At 31.4% G+C, this 21904-nt stretch carries 20 protein-coding genes and 1 other RNA gene; 18 read left to right on the top strand and 3 right to left on the bottom strand.

Features of this window, described 5'->3' with window-relative positions; genetic code table 11:
- Positions 1–22 precede the first annotated feature (22 nt).
- The 6 genes from B2671_RS14340 (at position 23) to ssrS (ending at position 7008) form a co-directional block, all read left to right on the top strand.
- Complete coding sequence (locus B2671_RS14340) at positions 23–2194, top strand: bifunctional (p)ppGpp synthetase/guanosine-3',5'-bis(diphosphate) 3'-pyrophosphohydrolase (protein ID WP_346871012.1); 2172 nt, start codon at positions 23–25, stop codon at positions 2192–2194.
- Positions 2195–2209: 15 nt separating this feature from the next.
- Positions 2210–2659 (top strand): D-aminoacyl-tRNA deacylase, encoded by a 450-nt coding sequence (dtd, locus tag B2671_RS14335; protein WP_346871011.1) that lies wholly within the window; start codon positions 2210–2212, stop codon positions 2657–2659.
- Between the two features lie 36 nt (positions 2660–2695).
- Complete coding sequence (locus tag B2671_RS14330; RefSeq protein WP_346871010.1) at positions 2696–3298, top strand: MBL fold metallo-hydrolase; 603 nt, start codon at positions 2696–2698, stop codon at positions 3296–3298.
- Positions 3299–3360: 62 nt separating this feature from the next.
- Positions 3361–4809, top strand: a complete 1449-nt coding sequence (locus B2671_RS14325) for a coproporphyrinogen III oxidase (protein ID WP_346871009.1) — start codon at positions 3361–3363, stop codon at positions 4807–4809.
- 93 nt (positions 4810–4902) lie between these two features.
- A complete protein-coding gene (aspS, locus tag B2671_RS14320) occupies positions 4903–6687 on the top strand; it encodes an aspartate--tRNA ligase (protein ID WP_346871008.1) in 1785 nt (594 codons plus the stop codon).
- Between the two features lie 141 nt (positions 6688–6828).
- Positions 6829–7008, top strand: a non-coding RNA gene (gene ssrS / locus B2671_RS14315) — 6S RNA.
- A gap of 152 nt (positions 7009–7160) precedes the next feature.
- On the opposite strand, the gene B2671_RS14310 is transcribed toward ssrS, so the two are convergent.
- Positions 7161–7622 (bottom strand): threonine/serine exporter family protein, encoded by a 462-nt coding sequence (locus B2671_RS14310; RefSeq protein WP_346871007.1) that lies wholly within the window; start codon positions 7620–7622, stop codon positions 7161–7163.
- Position 7623: 1 nt separating this feature from the next.
- Positions 7624–8391: a threonine/serine exporter family protein gene (locus B2671_RS14305; RefSeq protein ID WP_346871006.1), complete on the bottom strand. Its 768-nt coding sequence runs from the start codon at positions 8389–8391 to the stop codon at positions 7624–7626.
- A gap of 411 nt (positions 8392–8802) precedes the next feature.
- Between B2671_RS14305 and B2671_RS14300 the strand changes: the two genes are divergently transcribed.
- The 9 genes from B2671_RS14300 (at position 8803) to B2671_RS14260 (ending at position 19316) form a co-directional block, all read left to right on the top strand.
- Positions 8803–10161, top strand: a complete 1359-nt coding sequence (locus B2671_RS14300) for a sigma-54 interaction domain-containing protein (protein WP_346871005.1) — start codon at positions 8803–8805, stop codon at positions 10159–10161.
- A 332-nt stretch (positions 10162–10493) separates the two neighbouring features.
- Positions 10494–11540, top strand: coding sequence for a 2,4-diaminopentanoate dehydrogenase (gene ord / locus B2671_RS14295; RefSeq protein WP_346871004.1), 1047 nt, complete (start codon positions 10494–10496; stop codon positions 11538–11540).
- A 38-nt stretch (positions 11541–11578) separates the two neighbouring features.
- Positions 11579–11875, top strand: a complete 297-nt coding sequence (ortA, locus tag B2671_RS14290; RefSeq protein ID WP_346886316.1) for a 2-amino-4-oxopentanoate thiolase subunit OrtA — start codon at positions 11579–11581, stop codon at positions 11873–11875.
- 24 nt (positions 11876–11899) lie between these two features.
- On the top strand, positions 11900–13312 hold the full coding sequence (gene ortB / locus B2671_RS14285) for a 2-amino-4-oxopentanoate thiolase subunit OrtB (RefSeq protein WP_346871002.1): 1413 nt from the start codon (positions 11900–11902) through the stop codon (positions 13310–13312).
- 71 nt (positions 13313–13383) lie between these two features.
- Positions 13384–13746, top strand: a complete 363-nt coding sequence (locus B2671_RS14280; protein WP_150843895.1) for a D-ornithine 4,5-aminomutase subunit OraS — start codon at positions 13384–13386, stop codon at positions 13744–13746.
- A complete protein-coding gene (gene oraE, locus B2671_RS14275) occupies positions 13746–15935 on the top strand; it encodes a D-ornithine 4,5-aminomutase subunit OraE (RefSeq protein WP_346871001.1) in 2190 nt (729 codons plus the stop codon). Before B2671_RS14280 ends, oraE begins: the two co-directional genes overlap by 1 nt.
- A gap of 165 nt (positions 15936–16100) precedes the next feature.
- Positions 16101–17429: a GlmL-related ornithine degradation protein gene (locus tag B2671_RS14270; protein ID WP_346871000.1), complete on the top strand. Its 1329-nt coding sequence runs from the start codon at positions 16101–16103 to the stop codon at positions 17427–17429.
- 45 nt (positions 17430–17474) lie between these two features.
- Positions 17475–18629 carry an ornithine racemase Orr gene (gene orr, locus B2671_RS14265; protein ID WP_346870999.1) on the top strand — a complete coding sequence of 385 codons (1155 nt, stop codon included), beginning with the start codon at positions 17475–17477 and terminating at the stop codon, positions 18627–18629.
- A gap of 177 nt (positions 18630–18806) precedes the next feature.
- Positions 18807–19316, top strand: a complete 510-nt coding sequence (locus tag B2671_RS14260; protein ID WP_346870998.1) for a flavin reductase family protein — start codon at positions 18807–18809, stop codon at positions 19314–19316.
- Between the two features lie 211 nt (positions 19317–19527).
- Here the strand turns inward: B2671_RS14260 and B2671_RS14255 are convergent, their stop codons facing one another.
- The gene (locus B2671_RS14255; RefSeq protein WP_346870997.1) at positions 19528–19794 is read right to left on the bottom strand and encodes a DUF1294 domain-containing protein; all 267 of its coding nucleotides are present in this window, start codon (positions 19792–19794) and stop codon (positions 19528–19530) included.
- A 340-nt stretch (positions 19795–20134) separates the two neighbouring features.
- Here B2671_RS14255 and B2671_RS14250 point away from each other — a divergent pair, with 340 nt between their 5' ends.
- From B2671_RS14250 to B2671_RS14240, 3 genes are read left to right on the top strand one after another with little or no spacing between them, the layout of a single operon-like run.
- Positions 20135–20350: an RHS repeat-associated core domain-containing protein gene (locus B2671_RS14250; RefSeq protein ID WP_346871025.1), complete on the top strand. Its 216-nt coding sequence runs from the start codon at positions 20135–20137 to the stop codon at positions 20348–20350.
- On the top strand, positions 20337–20861 hold the full coding sequence (locus tag B2671_RS14245) for a hypothetical protein (RefSeq protein ID WP_346870996.1): 525 nt from the start codon (positions 20337–20339) through the stop codon (positions 20859–20861). The genes B2671_RS14250 and B2671_RS14245 overlap by 14 nt, the downstream gene beginning before the upstream one ends.
- A 1-nt stretch (position 20862) precedes the next feature.
- On the top strand, positions 20863–21315 hold the full coding sequence (locus B2671_RS14240) for a DUF2691 family protein (protein ID WP_346848697.1): 453 nt from the start codon (positions 20863–20865) through the stop codon (positions 21313–21315).
- Positions 21316–21904: the final 589 nt, after the last annotated feature.

Raw genomic sequence — 21904 nt, 5'->3', positions numbered from 1 at the left:
TTAATTTTAGGAGTGTATTACAATGATTGATAAATTGATAGAAAAAATTAATAGTAATTGTCACAATGTAGATATCAATTTTGTAAATAAGGCCTATGAATTTTCTGTAAATGCCCATAAAGAACAAAAAAGAGAGTCAGGAGAGCCTTATATTATTCATCCTTTAGAAGTAGCTTGTATTTTGGCTGAACTAGGACTTGATACCTCTACCATAGTGGCAGGACTTTTACATGATGTAATTGAAGATACAGAATATACATATGAAGATGTTTGTAACATCTTTTCTATAGAAGTGGCAGATTTAGTAGAAGGGGTATCTAAGCTAGGTAAAATAAAATATAAGTCAAAAGAGGAACAACAAGCAGATAATGTTAGAAAAATGCTTCTTGCTATGGCTAAAGATATAAGAGTAATACTTATAAAATTGGCGGATAGATTACATAACTTGAGAACGTTAAAATACATGCCAGAGAATAAACAAAAGGAAAAGGCTAAGGAAACTATAGATATATATGCGCCGTTAGCTCATAGGTTAGGTATATCAAAAATAAAGTGGGAGCTAGAGGATTTAGCATTAAGATACTTAAATCCTACAGAATACTATGACTTAGTAAAGCTGATTTCAGATAAGAGAAATGAAAGAGAAGAGCAAATAAGTCATATAATATCACAACTTAAATTAAATCTTAATATGGGTGGAATTACAGCAGAAATAGAAGGTAGACCAAAGCACTTCTATAGTATTTATAGAAAAATGATAAAAAGTAGTAAAACCATAGATCAAATATTTGATCTTACAGCAGTGAGGATATTAGTAGACGATATTGGAAATTGCTATGCTGCATTGGGAATAGTACATACTATGTATAAGCCTATACCGGGTAGATTTAAGGACTATATTGCTATGCCTAAACCCAATATGTATCAGTCACTTCATTCAACGGTAATAGGGCCTTTCGGAAAACCCTTTGAAATACAAATTAGAACCTTTGAAATGCACAGAACTGCTGAATATGGTATTGCAGCTCACTGGAAATATAAAGAAAGTGTTCAAGATGAGGATAAATCTTTAGATTCAAAGCTATATTGGCTTAGAGAAATGCTAGAATGGCAAGGAGAGACTTCTGACGCTGAAGAATTTATGGAAGGCTTTAAGATAGATTTATTTTCAGATGAAGTATTTGTGTTTACTCCAAAGGGTGATGTTATAAATTTACCAAATGACTCTACACCTATAGACTTTGCCTATGCTATCCATACTGCAGTAGGTCACAAGTGTGTTGGAGGTAAGGTAAATGGGAAGATAGTACCTCTAGATTATAAGCTCAGAACAGGGGAAATTGTAGAGGTAATTACAGCTACTAATTCAAAAGGACCTAGCATAGATTGGCTTAATATAGTTAAGAGTAATCAAGCAAGGAGTAAAATTAAACTTTGGTTTAAAAAGGCAAATAGAGAAGAGACCATAGCAAAGGGAAAAGAATTAGTTGATAAAGAGTGTAAGAAGCAAAATTGTATATTTTCTCAAGTAATTAATGAAGACATTATTGAGAAAATTATTAGAAGATATAACCTAAAGAACATGGATGATTTATATCATGGTGTAGGCATTGGAGACATAAACCCTAATAATATGATAAGCAAGCTAAAGGATGCTTATGATAAAGAGAGCTCTAAGCAGTTAAAACTTGATGAATTAAGGCTAATTCATGAGGAAAAAAGTAAAAAACAAAAGAATAATACTTATTCTGGAGTTACAGTTAAGGATATGTCTAATATTCAAGTAAGATTTGCAAAATGTTGTAGTCCTGTATATGGAGATGATATTATTGGATATATTACAAGAGGCAAGGGTGTATCCATTCATAGAAGTGACTGTAAGAATGTAATTAACTTACAGGATAAAGAAAGTCACAAAATAGTTGAAGTAGCTTGGGGAAAAGAAAATAAAGATAAATATATTGCTGACATAGAAGTAATAGCTGAGGATAGATTAGGTCTTCTTACAGATATTATAGAGATACTAGGGCTTGTAAAAGCTAATATTTTATCAATAAGTGCTGTAACAAATAAAAAAAATACAGCAGTTGTAAGCCTAAAAATAAATATTTCTAGTATAGAGCATTTAAAGGATATTCAAACTAAACTTAAGAAAATCAAGGATGTTAAGGATGTCTATAGAAAGAAACAATAAAAAGGAGTGCTTAATATGAGAGCTGTTGTACAAAGAGTTAAATCTTCAAAGGTTGAAGTAGATAATAAAGTTATTAGTGAAATAGGAAAAGGAATTAATTTACTTGTGGGAATAAGTAAGGAAGATACTAAAGAAGATATAGATTATATAGTAAGAAAAGTTCTTGGAATGAGAATTTTTGAAGATGAAGATGAGAGAATGAACTTTTCACTTCAAGATATAGAGGGGGAGCTATTAATAATATCTCAATTTACTCTATATGGTGATTGTAGAAAGGGAAAGAGACCTGATTTTATGAAGGCACAAGGTGGAGATGCTGCTAGAGAATTATATAATGAACTAGTAGAAGCCTTTAAAAAAGAAATCCCTAATCTAAAGACTGGGGAATTCGGAGCTGATATGAAGGTTGAAATTATAAATGATGGACCAGTAACACTTTTATTAGAGAGTAAGAAGGATTTTTAAAATTTTAAGAAATATATGGCATTTTGAGGTGATATTATGATTATAAAAAGAATGATGGCAGGAGTTTATGCTGCCAACTGTTATATATTATTTGATGAAGAAACAAAGGAAGCTGTAGTTTTAGACCCGGGTGGAGACATCGATGATGTATGTAAAGCTCTTAATCAATTAGAGGCTAAGGTTAAATATATCATATTAACTCATGGTCACTTTGATCATACTACAGGGGTAGATGGATTAAAGGCTGAAACAGGAGCAACTGTAGCTATGGCTAAAGAAGATAATGATATGATTTTAAATAATATAATGTATTATGGACCACTTATTGAAGGAGGAGCAGAACTTTTATTAAAACATGGTGATATATTAAAGTTTGGTAATTATAAAATGGAAGTTTTAGCAACGCCAGGACATACACCAGGAGGAATAAGTCTTTTAGTAGATGGAAATGTGTTTACTGGAGATACTCTATTCAAGGGGTCTGTTGGCAGAAGTGATTTAGCTGGTGGAGATCATAATGAGCTTATAACAAGTATTAAAAATAATTTAATGCCTCTTAGTGATAGTGTGGCAGTTCACCCAGGTCATGGACCAAGTAGTACCATAGGCCAAGAAAGAATGGAAAACCCATTTCTATAGGTAAAAATTTAAACTGTATATTGGGTTATAAGAAGGTAATTTGAAATAAGGATTTGATAAATATGACAAAGAATATAAAGTCTATAAAAGTAAAGCTAAGTAATATGAATTTTAGATATGATATATTTCTTATGATAAATCTATTTTATAGTTTTATTAATATAGAATTTGTAAATGAGGAATTTGATTTATCTATAGATATAGATGAAGAAGCAGGAAGTATTATAATTGAAGGAACCGAAGGACTCTTTAATTATGAAATCAATAGAAATTATAAGCTTTCAGAGGAAGTTAAAAAGTCCTTATTCATATATCTTAGAAATATCACTGGCAAGGTTCTTCCATGGGGAACTTTAGTTGGGATAAGGCCTTCTAAAAAAGCACTAGATCTTTTAGAAAAAGGATATAGTGAAGAAGAGGTAATAAAAGAATTTAAGGATAGACATGAAACTAGCAAGGAAAAGACAAAACTTTGTATTGATGTAGCTAAGTACGAAAAAAGCTTAGTTAACAAAGATAAAGATACTATAAGTATATATGTGGGTATGCCCTTTTGTCCAACTCGATGTGTTTATTGTTCTTTTACCTCAAATCCTATAAGTGGAAAGTCAACTTTAGTTAAAGACTATCTTAATGCTATTACCAAGGAAATAAAAGCTATAAGTAAATATGTTTCAGAAAAGAATTTAACTATTGAAAGTGTCTATTTTGGAGGAGGTACTCCTACTTCTGTAAATGATGAAGAATTTGAAGATATAATGAATAAGATATATAAGTGCTTTGTTGAAGGTAAGGGTGTTAAAGAATTTACTGTAGAATGTGGAAGAGTAGATAGTATAACAGAAAGAAAACTTCAATCTATGAAAAAATATAAGGTTCATAGGATTAGTATAAATCCTCAAAGTATGAATGATGATACTTTAAAAAACATTGGTAGAAATCATAGTAGTAAGGATGTAGAAAACTGCTTTAATCTAGCACGAAGTCTAGGCTTTGATAATATAAATATGGATATGATAGTTGGTCTCCCAGGAGAAGAGATAAGTCATATAAATAGAAGTTGCGAAGAAATACTTAAACTAAATCCAGATAGCATAACTATACATGGTATGTCTATTAAAAGAGGCTCTAGACTACATGAAAATCTAGTTAATAAGGGACAGTTTACTATTCCTAATCAACATGAGTTAAATGCTATGTATGAAGCTACAAAAAATCTTTCTTTAGATTTAAATATGAAACCTTATTATATGTATAGACAAAAAAATATGGTAGGTAATATGGAGAATGTAGGCTACTGTAGAGATGAAAAAATATGTATATATAATATTCAGATGATAGAGGAAAAGCAAACTATTATTGCTCTTGGAGCAGATGGAGTTTCAAAGGTTGTTTTCCTAGATGAAAATCGAATAGAGAGATTTGCAAATGTTAAGGATGTAAAAGAGTATAATGGTAGAATAGACGAGATGATAGCTAGAAAGATAGAATTACTCAATACTCTATATTAAAACAATTATGTACATAGGTTTTAAAGAAAAATTCATTTGGGTAATGATATTATAATATATTTTAGACTTAATAATTAAATAGGAGGAATTTAAATGGGAGAATCACTTAATGGACTTAAAAGAACCATTATGTGTGGTGAAGTAAGAGAATCAAATATCTCTGAAAAAATCACTGTTATGGGTTGGGTCCAAAGAAAAAGAAATTTAGGAAGTTTAGTTTTTGTTGATTTAAGAGACAGAACTGGATTGTTACAAGTTGTATTTGGTGAAGAAATAAATAAAGAAGCCTTTGAAAAAGCTGATTTAGTTAAATCTGAGTACTGCATAGCTGTTACTGGAGAGGTTATAAAAAGAGAATCTCCTAATAAAAATTTACCAACAGGAATGGTAGAGCTTAAAGGAGAAAATATTAAAATACTTTCAGAATCAGAAACTCCACCTATATATATTAAAGAAAACTTAGATGCTAGTGAAAATATAAGATTAAAATATAGATATTTAGATCTTAGAAGACCAGATATGCAAAAAACATTAATGATTAGACATAAAGCTGGAAAAGTAGTAAGAGATTATCTAGATGAAAATGGATTCTTAGAAATGGAAACACCAATGCTTACTAAGAGTACTCCAGAAGGAGCTAGAGATTACTTAGTTCCTAGTAGAAATTATCCAGGAATGTTTTATGCATTACCTCAATCTCCACAAATATTTAAGCAATTATTAATGGTTTCTGGATATGATAAATATTTTCAAATAGTTAAATGTTTTAGAGATGAAGACTTAAGAGCTAATAGACAACCAGAATTTACACAAATAGATTTAGAGATGAGCTTTGTTGAAATGGATGATATTATAGCCTTAAATGAAGGTCTTCTAAAAAGAGTATTTAAAGAAGTTATAGATGTAGATGTACAACTTCCAATAAAGAGAATGCCTTATGCAGAAGCTATGAATAAATATGGTAGTGATAAGCCAGATTTAAGATTTGGTATGGAGATACAAAATATTACTGAAGCAGTAAGAGGTACAGATTTTGCTGTATTTAAAGGAGCCATTGAAAATGGTGGTTCAGTAAGAGCTATTGTAGCTAAAAACTGTGCAGACATGGGTAGAAAGAAAATTGACAAACTAGGTGAGTTTGTTAAAACTTATAAAGCAAAAGGTCTTGCTTGGATAGCTTATAAAGAAGGAGAAATAAAATCTCCAATAGCTAAATTCTTCTCAGAAGAAGATATGGCTAAATTACTAAGTGCTGCTGGAGCAGAAGTAGGAGATTTAGTTTTAATAGTTGCAGATGTTGATAGTGTAGTACTTCAATCTCTTGGAGCTTTAAGATTAGAACTTGCTAAGGAACTTGGAATCTTAGAAGGAAACAAAGAATTTAACTTTGTATGGATTACTGAATTCCCAATGTTTGAATATGACGAAGAAGAGAAGAGATTCGTAGCTCTTCACCATCCATTCACAGCACCTATGGATGAAGATTTAGAACTTCTAGAAACAGATCCAGGAAGAGCTCGTGCTAAGGCTTATGATATAGTATTAAATGGAGAAGAACTTGGTGGAGGAAGTATAAGAATTCATGATACAAACCTTCAACAAAGAATATTTAATCTTCTAGGCTTTACTGATGAAAGTGCGTGGGAAAGATTTGGATTCTTACTAGAGGCATTCAAATATGGACCACCACCACATGGCGGACTTGCATATGGTTTAGATAGAATGGTTATGTTCCTTGCAGGAACTGATAACATAAAAGATGTTATTACCTTCCCTAAAAATCAAAATGCTTATTGCCCAATGAGTGAAGCACCTAATGTAGTTGATAAAAAGCAATTGATTGACTTAGGAATAGAAGTAAGTAAAGTAGAAAAATAATTTAATAGAGGATTTTATTATTATAGAGAATAATAATAAGTTATATGGACATAATAACTTTATAAAACTATTGATACTCAGTGATTAATATTTATTTTACAATTGCAATTTAATTACAATTGCTATATAATAATACTAAAGAATATTCTGCTGTGTGCGTGAAAATGGTTTATATTGAGCCAACATTTAAACATTGTGGCTGATGTTCTCATTATGGAGTGTTGACTGGCTATTTTATAGTTGGTACCAGAAGTAGTGAGGCGATTCCACCCCTGGTAGACAGGGTTCAAATACATCATTAATACGGCACGGTGGGTATCAATAGTTTTAATATTAAGGAGTAAATACTTTGTATTTACTCCTTTTTAGATAGACTTTATATACATAGAGTTCTTAGCTTCTATTAAAGTTAGCCATGGGATAAAATATAGTACATCTTATAATAAATTTATAAGATGCACTATTATGAAATATTATTCCTCAACATTTCCTAGTTTACGTTGAGCTCTTCTGATTTTTAATTTTTGCATCAATCTACTCAAAGTAGATACTAAAATAATTCCAACAGCTATAACTCCTGCTAAAGAAAGAGTTTCGATTCCATTATTTAAGGAACCAAATACATTACCTTCAACTGCTTCAAAAACTGTATAATACATTCCACTTCCAGGAACTAAGGGAATAAGAGAACAAACTAAAAATAATGTTACAGGATTTTTTAAAACTCTAGAGAAAATTTCAGCATATATACTGATGCTTATAGATGCTATAAGCATAGCTAAGATGTTAGAGTCAGATAAGTTCAGAGTAAGGCTGTAAAAAAACCATCCAACGGCACCACCAAGGGCTGCAAAGAACAAGTTTTTATCCCTTACATTAAAGAGAACTCCAAAACCTAAGGAAACAATAAATGCATATATAACTTGAAAAAACATTTTACATCCCTCCTAGAATAGACATCCATATTTTAAAACTAAATGCAGCTCCAATAGCAATGGCTCCAGCTATCATAATAGCTTCCAGAGTTCTTGAAAGACCTGAAAGTAAATCTCCAGATATAGTATCACGAATAGCGTTAGTAATAACTAAGCCTGGAACAAGTAACATAATTGAACCAATAATTATCTCATCTTTATGAAATATAGGATTTATGTAAGAAAAGAAAAGACCAATTATAGCTGCTAAAGCACCACCTGCCACATTAATGAAAAATTCATTAACACTTAAACGAGATAACATGGAAGATAATAAATTAATCAAAACTCCTGCGCCAAAAGCTATAATGAAGTCACTAAGGCTGCCACCAAAAAGCAGGGTAAATGTACCAGTAGTTACTCCAGCAAAAAAGGTTTTTATACTATTAGAATACTTTGGAAAGCTACGTATATATTTCAATTCTTTTCTAAGTTCATCTAAAGTTAAAGGATGACTTTGTATTTGTCGAGATAAATTATTAATTAAGGCTACCTTTTCTAAATCTGTTGCTCTAGAAGTAATTCTCTTAATTATGGTACTATTCCTACCGTTTTCATCCATAGTTGAAGTGATTATTGCTGTAGGAGATACAAAGCTTTCCGCATTATCTATGCTATAAGACTTACATATCATATTTATTGTTTGCTCAACTCTGTAGGTTTCACCACCATTTTCAAGCATTATTTTTCCGGCCTCTGCAGCCAAGTTTACTATATTATCAGTAATCATAATGGTACTCCTTTTGTTATATTAGGCATCTGAAAATAAATAATAAGTCAAAGATGAGAAGTATATTTTGAGTTAGACAAGGAAACAGGTTCCGCAGATAGTAGCACTATCTAAGGGTTCTGTTGACACAGGATAACACAAAATAGACGAGGGTTCTGGCTTATTTATTTTTTGAAGATGCCTTAACTAAAACATATACAATATCTTATTATTAACATTCATCAAAGATATTATAGAACAAAAAACAAGATAATGTATAATTGTTAGAATAATAAATTTATTATATTACAATATTGTGTTAAATTTATTATATAGGCAAATATTATAAGGTTACAATAATCAAGGAAAACTTTCAATATGATATTGTTTTCAAGTTTAGGGTCAATTATAGAGATAGCTAAGGGGGATTTTATGGATAATGTAAATATATTATTAGAAAGTCTAATTAGTAACTTAAAAGAAGGAATTCACATAGTCGATAGTAAGGGGAAGACCATCTATTATAATCATGCCATGGAAAACATAGAAGGTATGAAAAGTGAAGAGGTTATGGGAAAGGAAATTCAAGAGTATCTTAGGGATATAGAACATTCAACTATATTAGGAAGTTTAAAAAGTGGACACACCTATAGGGATACTATACAAAACTATAGTAATGGAGCAGGAAAGATAATAACAAGTGTAAACTCTACTATTCCAGTAATGGTAGATGGAAAAGTTGAAGCAGTAATTGAGATAGCTAGAGATATGACACAAATAAAGAAATTAAATGAAACTATATGTCAATTAGAAAATAAAAGTAAATCAAAGAAAAATTATTATACCTTTAATGATATTATAGGAAGTAGTAAGGTACTAAATGAAGAGATATTAAAAAGTAAAAGAGCTAGTATATCTAATTCTTCAGTACTTATATATGGAGAAACTGGATGTGGTAAGGAACTATTTGCACAAGGTATACATTATGAAGGAATAAGAAGAGACAAGCCATTTATAGCTATTAACTGTGCAGCTATACCAAGTGCACTGTTAGAGGGAATGCTCTTTGGAACAGTTAAAGGTAGTTTTACAGGAGCAGAAAATAAAAAAGGGCTTTTTGAAGAAGCTCATAGAGGAACTATTCTACTTGATGAAATAAATTCTATGGATCCATATTTACAATCAAAATTATTAAGAGTACTTCAAGATGGATATATAAGACCACTAGGAAGTAATAAGATTATTGATGTAGATGTAAGGATTATAGCAACAATAAATGAGGAAGCAGACAAACTTATAAGAGAGGGAAAGCTTAGAAAAGATTTTTATTATAGATTGAGTGTAATTAAAGTAATGATACCACCACTTAGAGAACGTAAAGAAGATATAAACCAGTTATGTGATTTTTTTATAAACTATTATAATGGTATTTTATATAGAAATGTAAAAGGAATTAGTGAAGATATTATGGAGGGATTTTTAAACTATAGTTGGCCTGGAAATGTAAGAGAACTTAAGAATAATATAGAAAGTGCTATGAATATGGTTGAAGATGGAGAAATATTAACAAAGGAGTGCTTTGGTAATAAGATTAATTCTGTAGTAGAAGCAACTGCAAAAGAGGGATTTAAAGGAGATATCCCTTTAAATGAATATATAGATAGTCTTGAAAAAAATATAATAGAAAAAAGCTACAAAAAGAACAATAAAAACATAACAAAAACTTCAGAGGAATTAAAAATATCAAGACAAAACCTTCAATACAAACTTAAAAAGCATAAATTACTTTAGTTATTCACTTTTTAGGGAATTAGAATATGAAAAATATAAACAATGTGTTAATAAAAAGAATAAATTAAATATTAAAAACATTTAGAAACATATATGCCTAAAATTAGGCAAAGCGTATGCAAATAATTTTGCATACGCTTTTTAAGTGGATAGAACATAAGTAGATATAGAAAAAAATTTTGCGGTAAATTTTAAAAGGTGATGAAATTATATACATTTAACCTATTTAAAGTTATGAAAATCTCTAAATTCTATATTTTCTTTGGCATGGGAATTGCTCTAGTAAAATATAGAATTTATAAAAATAATTTAATCACGAGGGGGATTTTACAATGGAAAATGTTAAGGTAGCAATTTGGGGCTTTGGAGCTATGGGAAGTGGAATGGCAAAAATGCTATTAACTAAAAAAGGTGTAGACATAGTAGGGGTTTGTGATATGCACCCTGCTAGAGCTGGAAAAAGTATTTTTCAAGTTTTGGGAGTAGAAAGAGGAGATAGGGAAGATGTAATAATAAAAGATAACGTAGATGAAGTGTTAACAGAAAAATGCTGTGATATTTGTTTATGTGCAACAGATTCTTTCACAAAAAATGCTTTTCCAAAGTTGAAATCTGTACTTGAAAAGAAAATAAATGTTATTTCTACAGCAGAAGAAATGTCTTATCCTCAAGCTAAAAATCCTGAATTAGCTGCAGAGTTAAATAGAATTGCAAAAGAAAATGGAGTTACAATTCTTGGAACAGGTATAAATCCAGGATTAATCATGGATTTACTTGTTGTATGTTTAACAGGTTGTATGACTGAAGTAACTCATGTTGAAGCAAAGAGAGTAAATAGTTTATCACCATTTGGACCAGCTGTTATGGAAGAACAAGGAGTTGGGATGAAGGTTGAAGATTTTAATGCAGGAGTTAAGGATGGAAGTTTAGCAGGACATGTTGGATTTATAGAATCTGTAAATATGATAGCTGATTCTATGGGCTGGAAAGTGGATAAGTTTGAACAACAAATGGCTCCAATAGTAACTACTGTAGATAGAAAGTCACCTTATGGCTTTGCAGCTGCTGGAGATGTTGCAGGTGTTAATATGACAGGTCAAGGATATGTTGATGGAGAAGTAAAAATAGATATGATTCATCCACAACAAATAGAACCTGAGATGGAAGGTACATTTACTGGAGATTACATTACAATAAAGGGTGTACCAGAAGTTAATATGTCAATTAAGCCAGAGGTTGACGGTGGACTTGGAACAATTGCTATGTGTGTTAATATGATTCCACATGTAATTAATGCAAATCCAGGATTGAAAACTATGATAGATTTACCAGTACCAAGGGCTATAATGGGAGACTTTAGAAATTTCATAGATAGATAAACTTTATTTAGTTATATATATTTACTTCGGAGGTGAAGGTGTTGATTAAGAAGGACACATTTATTGAAATAGAAACAGTGGTATTACAATGTGAGGATAGATCACCAGCAATTCCAGAAGATACAAAGGAAACTCCACTTAAAATGTGGGTTAGGGGTTTCGTAAATTCAGATTGTGAGCTGGGTGATGAAGTTGAAATCACTACAACCATTGGAAGAACTATGAGAGGTATAGCTAAGGTGGTAGAACCTTCATATTCTCATAATTTTGGTAGCTATGTAAGTGAAATAGCCTATATTGGAAAGCAAGCTAAGGAAATGATTTTCAATAAATAGTTATACAGAAAGTAGGTGATTGATATGAATAAGTATGAAGAGGTTATGAGCAGAAAAAATCAAATTATGATTAAGTCTGTAGGAATGGATTTTGACAAATATGAAAAGGGAAGCATAGCTTTTGATTATGAAGCAATGATGAGAGATATAGGATATTCCCTAAGTGATATTATGAAAATTCAACGAGAGGTAGGCGTTGGAAATACACCACTATTAGAATTAAGAAATATTACTGCCTTGGCAAGAAAGGTATCTAAGACTGGAAAAGCGGCTAGGATATTTGTTAAGGATGAAAGCTGTAATCCATCTGGAAGTTTTAAAGATAGAAGAGCATCTGTATCTGTGTATGATGCTAAGGAAAGAGGCTATAAGGGTGTAGCATCAGCTACTTCTGGAAACTATGGAGCAGCAGTAGCATCCCAAGCAGCTATGAAGGGATTAAAATGCACCATAGTCCAAGAATGTTATGATTCTAAAAAGGTAGGACAACCAGAGATTATAGAGAAGGGCAGAAAATGTGAATGGTTAGGAGCTGAAGTTCTACAATTAACAGTAGGACCAGAATTATTCTACACCTATCTAGAGACTTTAGAAGAAACTGGTTTTTATAATGCATCCTTATATTCTGCTTATGGAATAGCTGGAGTTGAAACTTTAGGTTATGAGATAGCTACAGAATGTAGAGAGAGATTTGGAAAGGATCCAGAAGCAGTAGTAATTACCCATGCAGGTGGTGGAAATGTTACTGGTACTGCAAGAGGGCTTATAAAAGCAGGAGCAAATAATACAAAAGTTATTGGAGCTTCTGTAAATTTACAAGGCCTTCATATGGCAAGTGATAAAGCCTTTAATAGAAAATCCTTCACTACTGGACATACTGGATTTGGTATTCCATTCATGGTATGGCCAGATAGAAGTGATGTTCCAAGAAGTGCTGCAAGACCTCTTAGATATTTAGATAGATATGTAACCTTGCCACAAGGGGAAGTGTTCTACATGACTGAGCTTTTAGCACAGCTTGAAGGACTTGAAAGAGGACCAGCTGGAAATACTTCTTTAGCAGCAGCCTTTGTAATAGCTCAAGAGATGGAGGATGATGCAATTTTAGTAGTTCAGGAGACCGAGTATACTGGTGCTGGAAAGCATATAGTTCCACAATTAACCTTTGCAAAGGAAAATGGAATTAAAGTGATTAGAGGTAATCCAATGGATGAAGTTCCAGGAGAAAATATTATACTTCCGGAGGATCCATCTTATTTACAAATAGATAATAAAGAGCTAGATGATTACAGAAAATCATTAATTAAAAACACAGTAAAGTTTTTAAAGGAAAAAGAAATTGGACAGGTAGATTTAGATTTCTTATGTGAGGAAACAAAACTTAGAAAAGAAACAGCAATAGATATTCTTAAAGAGTTTGGGATTAATGTGAAATAGGGTTAATAAGTAAATAGGGTAAAGATAAATAATGTGTGAAATAATAAAAAACCATTAGGGGGAGAGAAGTAGTGAAAAGAGAAGACGATTTTGAAATAAGAAGAAAACATTTAGAAAGTTTAAGTGATGAAGAATTATATGAAAGGTTTTGGAAATTGACAGAAGAAATAGTAAATCCAATGGTGGATTTAGCATATGGAAATACCTCATCCTCTATAGAAAGGTCAGTACTTCTTAGAATGGGCTTCTCAAGTATAGAATCTCAAGCTATAGTTCAAGAAGGATTAAAAGCAGGACTTCTTGGAAAAGGTATGGGAAATGTAGTTTTAAAATATGCAAAATTAAAGAGTGTGCCATATTTAGAAGCTGGTAGAGAACTTGGAGAAGGAAAAGGCTGGAATGAAGTAACTAATTTGTTTGGGGGGGATAAATAATGCTAGATATAAATAAGAAAATAGATGTAGCAGAAATACTTAAGGACTTAGATAAGTATGAACCTAAAAGAAGAGGTTGGCATTGGAGAGAAGAATATAAAGAGCCAATGGGAGAGTTTGAATATAAGGAAATATCAAAACCCCTAAAAAATAGTAAAGCACTTCCATCAGCAACCAGCTTTGCTAATATAGACCCTCAACCAAAAGCTGTAATAACTTCAGAAATAGCTTCAGGAAGATTTGAAGATGATATTAGAAGAATGAGAATGGCAGCTTGGCATGGTGCAGATCATATAATGGTTATAAGAACATCAGGACAAAGTCACTATGATAGCTTAATTGAAGGAAGTCCAGAAGGAACTGGAGGAGTTCCAATAACTAGGAAAGAAGTTAGAGCTACAAGAAAAGCTCTTGATATGATTGAGGAAGAAGTAGGAAGACCAATAAATTTCCACTCCTATGTATCAGGGGTTGCAGGTCCAGATATTGCTGTAATGTTTGCAGAGGAAGGAATAAATGGAGCTCATCAGGATCCTCAATATAATGTACTTTACAGAAACATAAATATGGTTAGATCCTTCGTTGATGCAGCAGTAGCAAAACATATAATGGCATGGGCTGATATTTTACAAATAGATGGAGCACATAATGCAAACGCAACTGCAATGAAGGGTTATAAGGTAATGCCTGAACTTATGGTTCAACATGCTATAAATTCAAAATTCTCTGAGAAGGTTGGTATGAAACAAAGCAATATATCACTATCTACAGTACCACCAACAGCACCACCAGCCCCATGTTTAAGATATGATTTACCTTATGCTGTAGCACTTAGAGACTTATTTAAAAACTATAAAATGAGAGCACAGATGAACACAAAATACATGGCATCTTGTACTAGAGAAGCTACAGTAACCCATTCATTAAACTTGTTAATATCTGAACTTACTTCAGCAGATATTCAAAGTACAATTACTCCTGATGAAGGAAGAAATGTACCTTGGCATTATAATAATATCCATGCTGTAAATACGGCTAAGCAAGCTTTAATTGGTATGGATGGCTTAATGGATATGATAGAGCTTAAAAAGGATGGATATCTTCCAGAGAAGGTTAGAGAACTTAAGGAAAGAGCAGTATTGTTCANNTTGTTCCTAGAGGAAATGATTGAAAATGGTGGATACTTCAAAGCAGTAGAAGATGGATTCTTTGTAGATTCAGGAGAATATCCAGAAAGAAATAGTGATGGTATTGTAAGAAAGATAGATGGAGGTATTGCTGTTGATACAGTAGTTCCAAGAGATAAAGAATACTTTGCTCCAGTATGTGCTCACTTTGGATATAATAATGTTCCAGAAGAATATAACAAACCATGTGATGCAATAGATGAATGTACATTATGTAATCATAGCAAAATAGTTTATATAGATGAACTTGATGAAGAAGACAATGTTAATGTAAGAATGGCTAAAAATAGTAAAGAGGAAGGAACTATAATTCCAGAAGTAGAGTGGAAGAATGATGGCTATGTATCTACAACATTATTCCTTACTGAAGAGGAAAATATAGCAGAGGCTGCAGCCCTTGAAATAGGAAGAAGAATGAATTTAACTGATGTAGAGGTTATTCATAAACAAGTTATGCAAGATGCAGAAGGTACTTTAGTAGAAATCAAAGGTAGAGTAAGCTTTGCAATTAAAAAAGATGAACTTAAGATTCCAGAAAAGCAAGAGCTTTTACCAGATGATGTAATGAGAGATTACGTTAAGAATAATCCTATTAGAGTGGTAGCTGCTACTGTTGGAGAAGATGAACACTCTGTTGGTCTAAGAGAAATTATAGATATTAAGCATGGTGGTATTGAAAGATATGGTATAGATGTAGTATATCTTGGAACTTCTTGTCCAGTAGAAAAGTTAATAGATGCAGCTATTGAGACAAAGGCTCAAGCTATAATAATGAGTACTATTATCACTCACAATGATGTACACACAAAGAACATGCAAAAGATTCATAATCTATGCATAGAAAAAGGTGTGAGAGACAAATTCATAATAGCTTGTGGAGGAACTCAAGTAACTAATGAAATTGCTGTAGCTCATGGTATGGATGCTGGCTTTGGTAGAGGAACTCATGGAAATAATGTTGCTTCCTTTATCATTGAAACCTTAATTAAAAAAGAACAATAATAATTTGAAGATTTATTATTAGATAACTAGATTAAATAATAAAAAATATATGATATTTATATAAAGTACTGGGGGTGTCTCAAATAATTAAACTAAGTTTACCTTAAGGATAGATTAATGCTTAGTAAAATTTTGAGGTATCCCCTTTAAACTAGGAGGGAAGCTATGAGAGTTGAATATTTAATAGCGGAAATCGGAAGTACAACCACTGTAGTAACAGCCTTTAATTTTAAAAAAGGAGTTGAGGTTGTAGGACAAGGTAAGGCCTTTACTTCTGTTTTACAAGGTGATGTAACGATTGGACTTAGAAATGCAATTAATGAAATGGAGGAACAGCTAGAAGAATCCATTGAATATGACAGGATGATAGGTACTAGTAGCGCCGCAGGAGGCTTAAAAATAACTGTTCATGGATTAGTACAAGATATGACAGTTAAAGCTGCAAAGGAAGCAGCCCTAGGTGCAGGCGGAATTATAAAAATGGTAACAGCAGGTAGGCTTAGAAGAACGGATATTAAAAAAATAAAAGAAATAAATCCTAATCTTATAATGATTGCAGGTGGTACAGACTATGGAGAGAGGGAAACTGCCTTAGATAATGCTGAGATTATAAGAGATGCTGAGCTGAATATCCCTGTGGTTTATTGTGGTAATATAGCTAACCAAGAGGAAATAAAAGAGATATTTGAAGGTAGAGAGCTTTATGTAATAGATAATGTATATCCTAGGGTAGATGAATTAAATGTGGAGCCCGCTAGAGGAATAATTCAAGGTGCTTTTGAAGTAAATATTGTTAAAGCAGGTGGTATGGATAAAATTAAGGAAATGGTGGATGGAGCTATAATGCCAACCCCCGGAGCTGTAATGGAAGCTACAAAGTTACTCTATGAAATAATCGGTGATGTAATAGTGGTGGATGTTGGAGGAGCTACTACAGATGTTCACTCGGTAACAGAAGGTAGTGTGGAAATTTTAGATATATTAGTGACTCCAGAACCAAAAGCAAAGCGTACCGTAGAAGGTGATTTAGGGGTATATATAAATAGAGAAAATGTATTAGAGCTTTTACAAGCATACGAATTAGAAGGAAGAACTAAAGATAGTATAAGGAATTTCATTAAGCCTATTCCAACTACAGAAGAAGAGAAATATTGGAGTAGGGTCCTTGCTCAAAAAGCTGTAAACACTGCCATAGATAGACATGTAGGGCAAATTAAAAGAGTATACAATTCAGGAAGAAAGTTTAGTGCCTATGGAAAGGATTTATCAATGGTTAAATATATCATAGGTACAGGGGGTGCTCTAACTAGGTTAGGTAAAGGCAAGGAAATGCTAGAGAGTATAAAGGATGTTAAGGGAGACATTACCATGCGTCCCACAAAAGAGGCAAAGGTACTCCTAGATAATATGTATATCATGGCCTGTGCTGGAGTTTTAAGTAGAGAAAATAAAGAAGCTGCAATAGAATTGCTTAAAGCTAGTTTAAATTTATAATAACAAATTAGATTTTTAGTTTCTGTAAAGGAGGAGAGTTAGAGAATGGAAAAATGTTATTCAGAAGTAGAATTAAATCAAGAAAATTTAACTTATAATACTGCCCTTGAGCAAGAGTTATGGAAAGAAGAAGAAAAGGATAGATATCCTAGGATTGATATTGATTTGAAAAAATTGACTTACAATACTAAATTTTTATTAAATATGTGTAATGGAAAGATGATAGATGTAGCTGTAGTAACTAAAGTATTTTGTTCACACCCTGATATAGTTAAAGGTGTTTTAGATGCAGGGGTAAAAACCATAGGAGATTCAAGAGTGGCTAATTTAAAAAAGATAGCAAGTTTAAATTGTGAAAAGCTACTTCTTAGAATTCCAGCTCTTAGTGAAGTAAGAGAAGTAATCATGTATAGTGATATTTCCCTTAATTCAGAGATAGATACAATTAAGGCATTATCAAAGGAAGCTATAAGAGCTAAGAAAACTCATAAAATAATTTTAATGGTGGATTTAGGCGATTTAAGGGAAGGTGTTTTAGAGAAAGATGCACTAGAAATGTCCAGGGAAATTATTAAATTGCCAAATATAAAGCTTATGGGGATAGGAACAAATTTAACTTGCTATGGAGGAGTAATACCTGATGAAGTAAATTTAGGAAGTTTACTTAAAATAAAAAACACCATAGAAGAAGAATTAAATATTAATATACCTATAGTATCAGGAGGAAATTCTAGTAGTTTATATATGGTGATGAATAAAACTATTCCAGAAGGAATTAATAATTTAAGACTTGGGGAATCAGTGGTTTTAGGAAGAGAAACCGCTTATGGAAGAGATATTCCAGGAATGTTTAAAGATGTGTTTACTTTAAAAGGTGAAATTATAGAAATTAAGGATAAACCATCAGTACCAATAGGAAATATTGGCATGGATGCCTTTGGAGAGGTTCCAACCTTTAAGGATAGAGGAACAATAAAAAGAGCTATAATTTCAATGGGAAGACAAGACGTAAAAATTGATGGAATAACTCCTAGAGATGAAAAAATAATAATATTGGGTGGTAGTAGTGATCATCTTTTATTAGATGTAACGGAAAGCGAAGCTGACTACAAAGTTGGTGATATAATTTCCTTTGATGTAGATTATGGAGCATTATTATCTTCAATGACCTCCTCCTATATAAATAAATTTATTCTGTAAGTATAATGGAATATCTCAAATATAAATGATTTTGAGATATTCTTTTATTATATTATCATTGTGAAAATGAAAAATTGAAAAATATCTCTAAATTCTTATATTTATAATTTAATAGCTGTATAATATAAGAAAGAATAGTAATAGTGAAAAAAATATAAAAATGAGGAGAGGATTCCAATGGTTGATTTTAAAATTTTTACTGAAGACTTAAATGTAGCAATAAGGAATCTACATGAAAAAGGTGCCTTTTTAACTGTAAAGGCTGGAGATGAAGTTAATACTATGACAATAGGTTGGGGAAATGTTGGCTTCCAATGGGGAAAACCTATATTTACAGTACTAGTAAGAAAGCATAGACATATCTTTTCTATTATAGAAAAAGCTGATAACTTTACTGTAACAATTCCTCTTGATGATAGCTTAAAGGAGGAAATTAAATTCTGTGGTACTAAATCAGGAAGAGATTATGATAAATTTAAGGAATGTAATTTAAAACTAATTCCAGCTAAAACTGTAGATACTCCAATAATAGAAAAATCTAATGTATTGACTTATGAATGTAAAATAGTTTATAAACAAGAAATGAATCCAGAGTTTTTATCTGATGCAATAAAGAGCTCAAGCTATCCAGCAGAGGACTATCATGTGTTATATGTAGGTGAAGTAGAAGCTTGCTATAAACTATAAAATTGCATTTTAAATTGAATTAATGGCTTCCTATATAAATATTTATATAGGAAGCTATTTTTATATGGAACTATAAAAATAGTTACTATGAAGCTATTAAACTATATAACTAGTTAACTATTTGTTCTATTCATGCGGGTTCCAGGGTTTTATCATATAATACCAGTGAAAACACAATGAAAGTTCAAGGATTATGAAGCCATTTCTATAATTATAAACTGCTAAAATAAGTTAATATAGCTATTTGTATAACAAGGATAAGAGGAATACCAATAGTGAATTTTTTATGCTTAGTTTTATGTCTAAAAGTGCTCATACCAGCTAACATACCAATGGAACCTCCTATTATAGATATACAGATAAGAGCTTTTTCACTAACTCTCCATTGTCTCTTTATAGCCTTCCTTTTATCTATTAACATTATAAAAAATCCAATTAGGTTTATTACTATTAAATATAAAATAAAATTATTAAACATAAGACCTCCTAAAGTTAATTATATATTTAATTTATATTATATAAAAATAAAAATCAATAAGGATATATTTAATTTAATGAGTTGTATTAGTTAAAAGTACAATGTAAAAAACTCTCACCCATTGTTCAATTTAATAATAAAATACAACTAATCATTTGAGAAGAAAATATATTTTAGAGTTAGGTAGTTATTCAAATATACAAAATGTGCATGAAAGTATCAAATTCATACATGAAAGTTCATGGAAATAAAAAGGAAAAAGATGAATTTTGTAGAATTATAGTTTGTAATAAATATTTGGGGGGATAATTTTGACGAAATTTTATAAAAACGTATGTAAATTACTTATAATTACATTATTGGTAACAATGACACCTGGGGCAAATTAAGATCTATAACAGGAGATAAAGCCTTAGGAGAAAAGAATCCGTATAGATATAGAGGCTATAGATACGATACAGAGACTGGATATTACTATTTACAATCAAGATATTATAATCCTGAGTGGGGAAGNNGATGCTATTGGTGGAAATGTAGGAGCATTGCTATCACATAATATATTTGCTTATTGTAATAATAATCCTGTTACATCAAAAGATCCATCAGGGTTTAGACCTATATACACTCAAGGAGAAGAAACAGCTGCAATGAGAAAAGCTTCATATAATGCTATGTCAAAAGCAAGAGCAAAAAAACCTTCACAGAGTTTGCCACCGAGGGGTGTGCCAAATTCCAAAGTAAAAACACCAAATGGGTTAACAGAAAGAGAATATGATGAATATGGTAAAATGAAAAAGGATACACATTATGGACATCCTGACAATCATCCGGAACTTAAAAGTCCTCATTTTCATGACTGGAAATGGGATGGCGATATACCACATAAAGGTGACCCTTATGATATAGTTCAAGGTGTATGTGGTGTTGGATTAGTTGTTGTATGTGCAATTGGAGTAACCATTATAGTAGCTGATGATACACTTGGAATTGGAGTAGCTGATGATTTCTTGATTGCTCCACTTGGCTCAGGTGTAGGAAAAGGAATGACTATGATTTTTGGAGGTTAATATGATTAGAGGATTAAGATTTAAAATACCAAATGAATATAATTTTTTTATTAACAAAATAACGGATGGAATAAATAAGGATACGTATGTTTGGGAAATTTTTGAAGACCAGGTGTTTGTTGAGAAAGGTGATTTTTTATTTGATTCAGATATATATAGTGGGCAAAAATTTAATGAAATAATTTCTCAATCACCATACTATGCTACTGCTCTCAATCTTCAAGTTTTTCCTTGTGAGACTAATATTCAACAAGTAAAAAATTATAATGAGTTCTTAAGTAGTAACTGTGAACTTGTATTTTTAATATGTGATGTCATTTTTGTGGATATATACTCAAAATCTATGAAGATTATTGAAATTATCAGGCTAAATGCGCAAAATAACAACTTTCAAGAAATAGAATATATAACTGATGAAAATGATAGAATAAAGGAATTTGATAATTATTTATAAAGAATGACAACAATTTATAAAAATGACAACAATTTATTAAATAGGTTGTTGTCATTTTTATTGTTAGTAAAAACATTAGTTATAACTATAATAGTGATGGAATAAGAACAGAGAAAACAGTAAATCAATGTGGAAACTCCTTTTCATATGCATTCAAATGAGTAAGTTTCACTAGTTAAATAAGAGATTTAGAGAGTCACTTAAATACACCCTAGAAGGAAATAAGGTAGTTCATGAAGAAATAACTAATGGAAGTACAGTAGATTAACAGAGTTCTTAGCTTATTGGAGAGTTTTTTTCTCTCACAGGAGGTTAGAAATCGTTATCTAAGGACGTAGTAGACCTTAATGAAACTTAGGGATATTAACCATCAGATAAAATTTTTTATAACTATGGAGATAGTGGTCTTGTAGGCTTCGTGCTAAATGATACTGAAGAATATTTCTACATTAGGAATGCTCAAAGTGATATTATAGGAATAATAAACTCTATTGGAAAACAAGTTGTTTCTTATACCTACGATACTTGGGGTAAATTAATATCTATAACAGGAGATAAAGCCTTAGGAGAAAAGAATCCTTATAGATAT

Origin of the sequence: Clostridium sp. UBA5119 (assembly GCF_002414285.1) — a bacterium.
In the GTDB taxonomy this organism is placed as follows: domain Bacteria; phylum Bacillota; class Clostridia; order Clostridiales; family Clostridiaceae; genus Clostridium_J; species Clostridium_J sulfidigenes.
The sequence above is the reverse complement of the archived record's forward strand: the minus strand, read 5'-3'. Positions and strand labels throughout refer to the sequence as shown.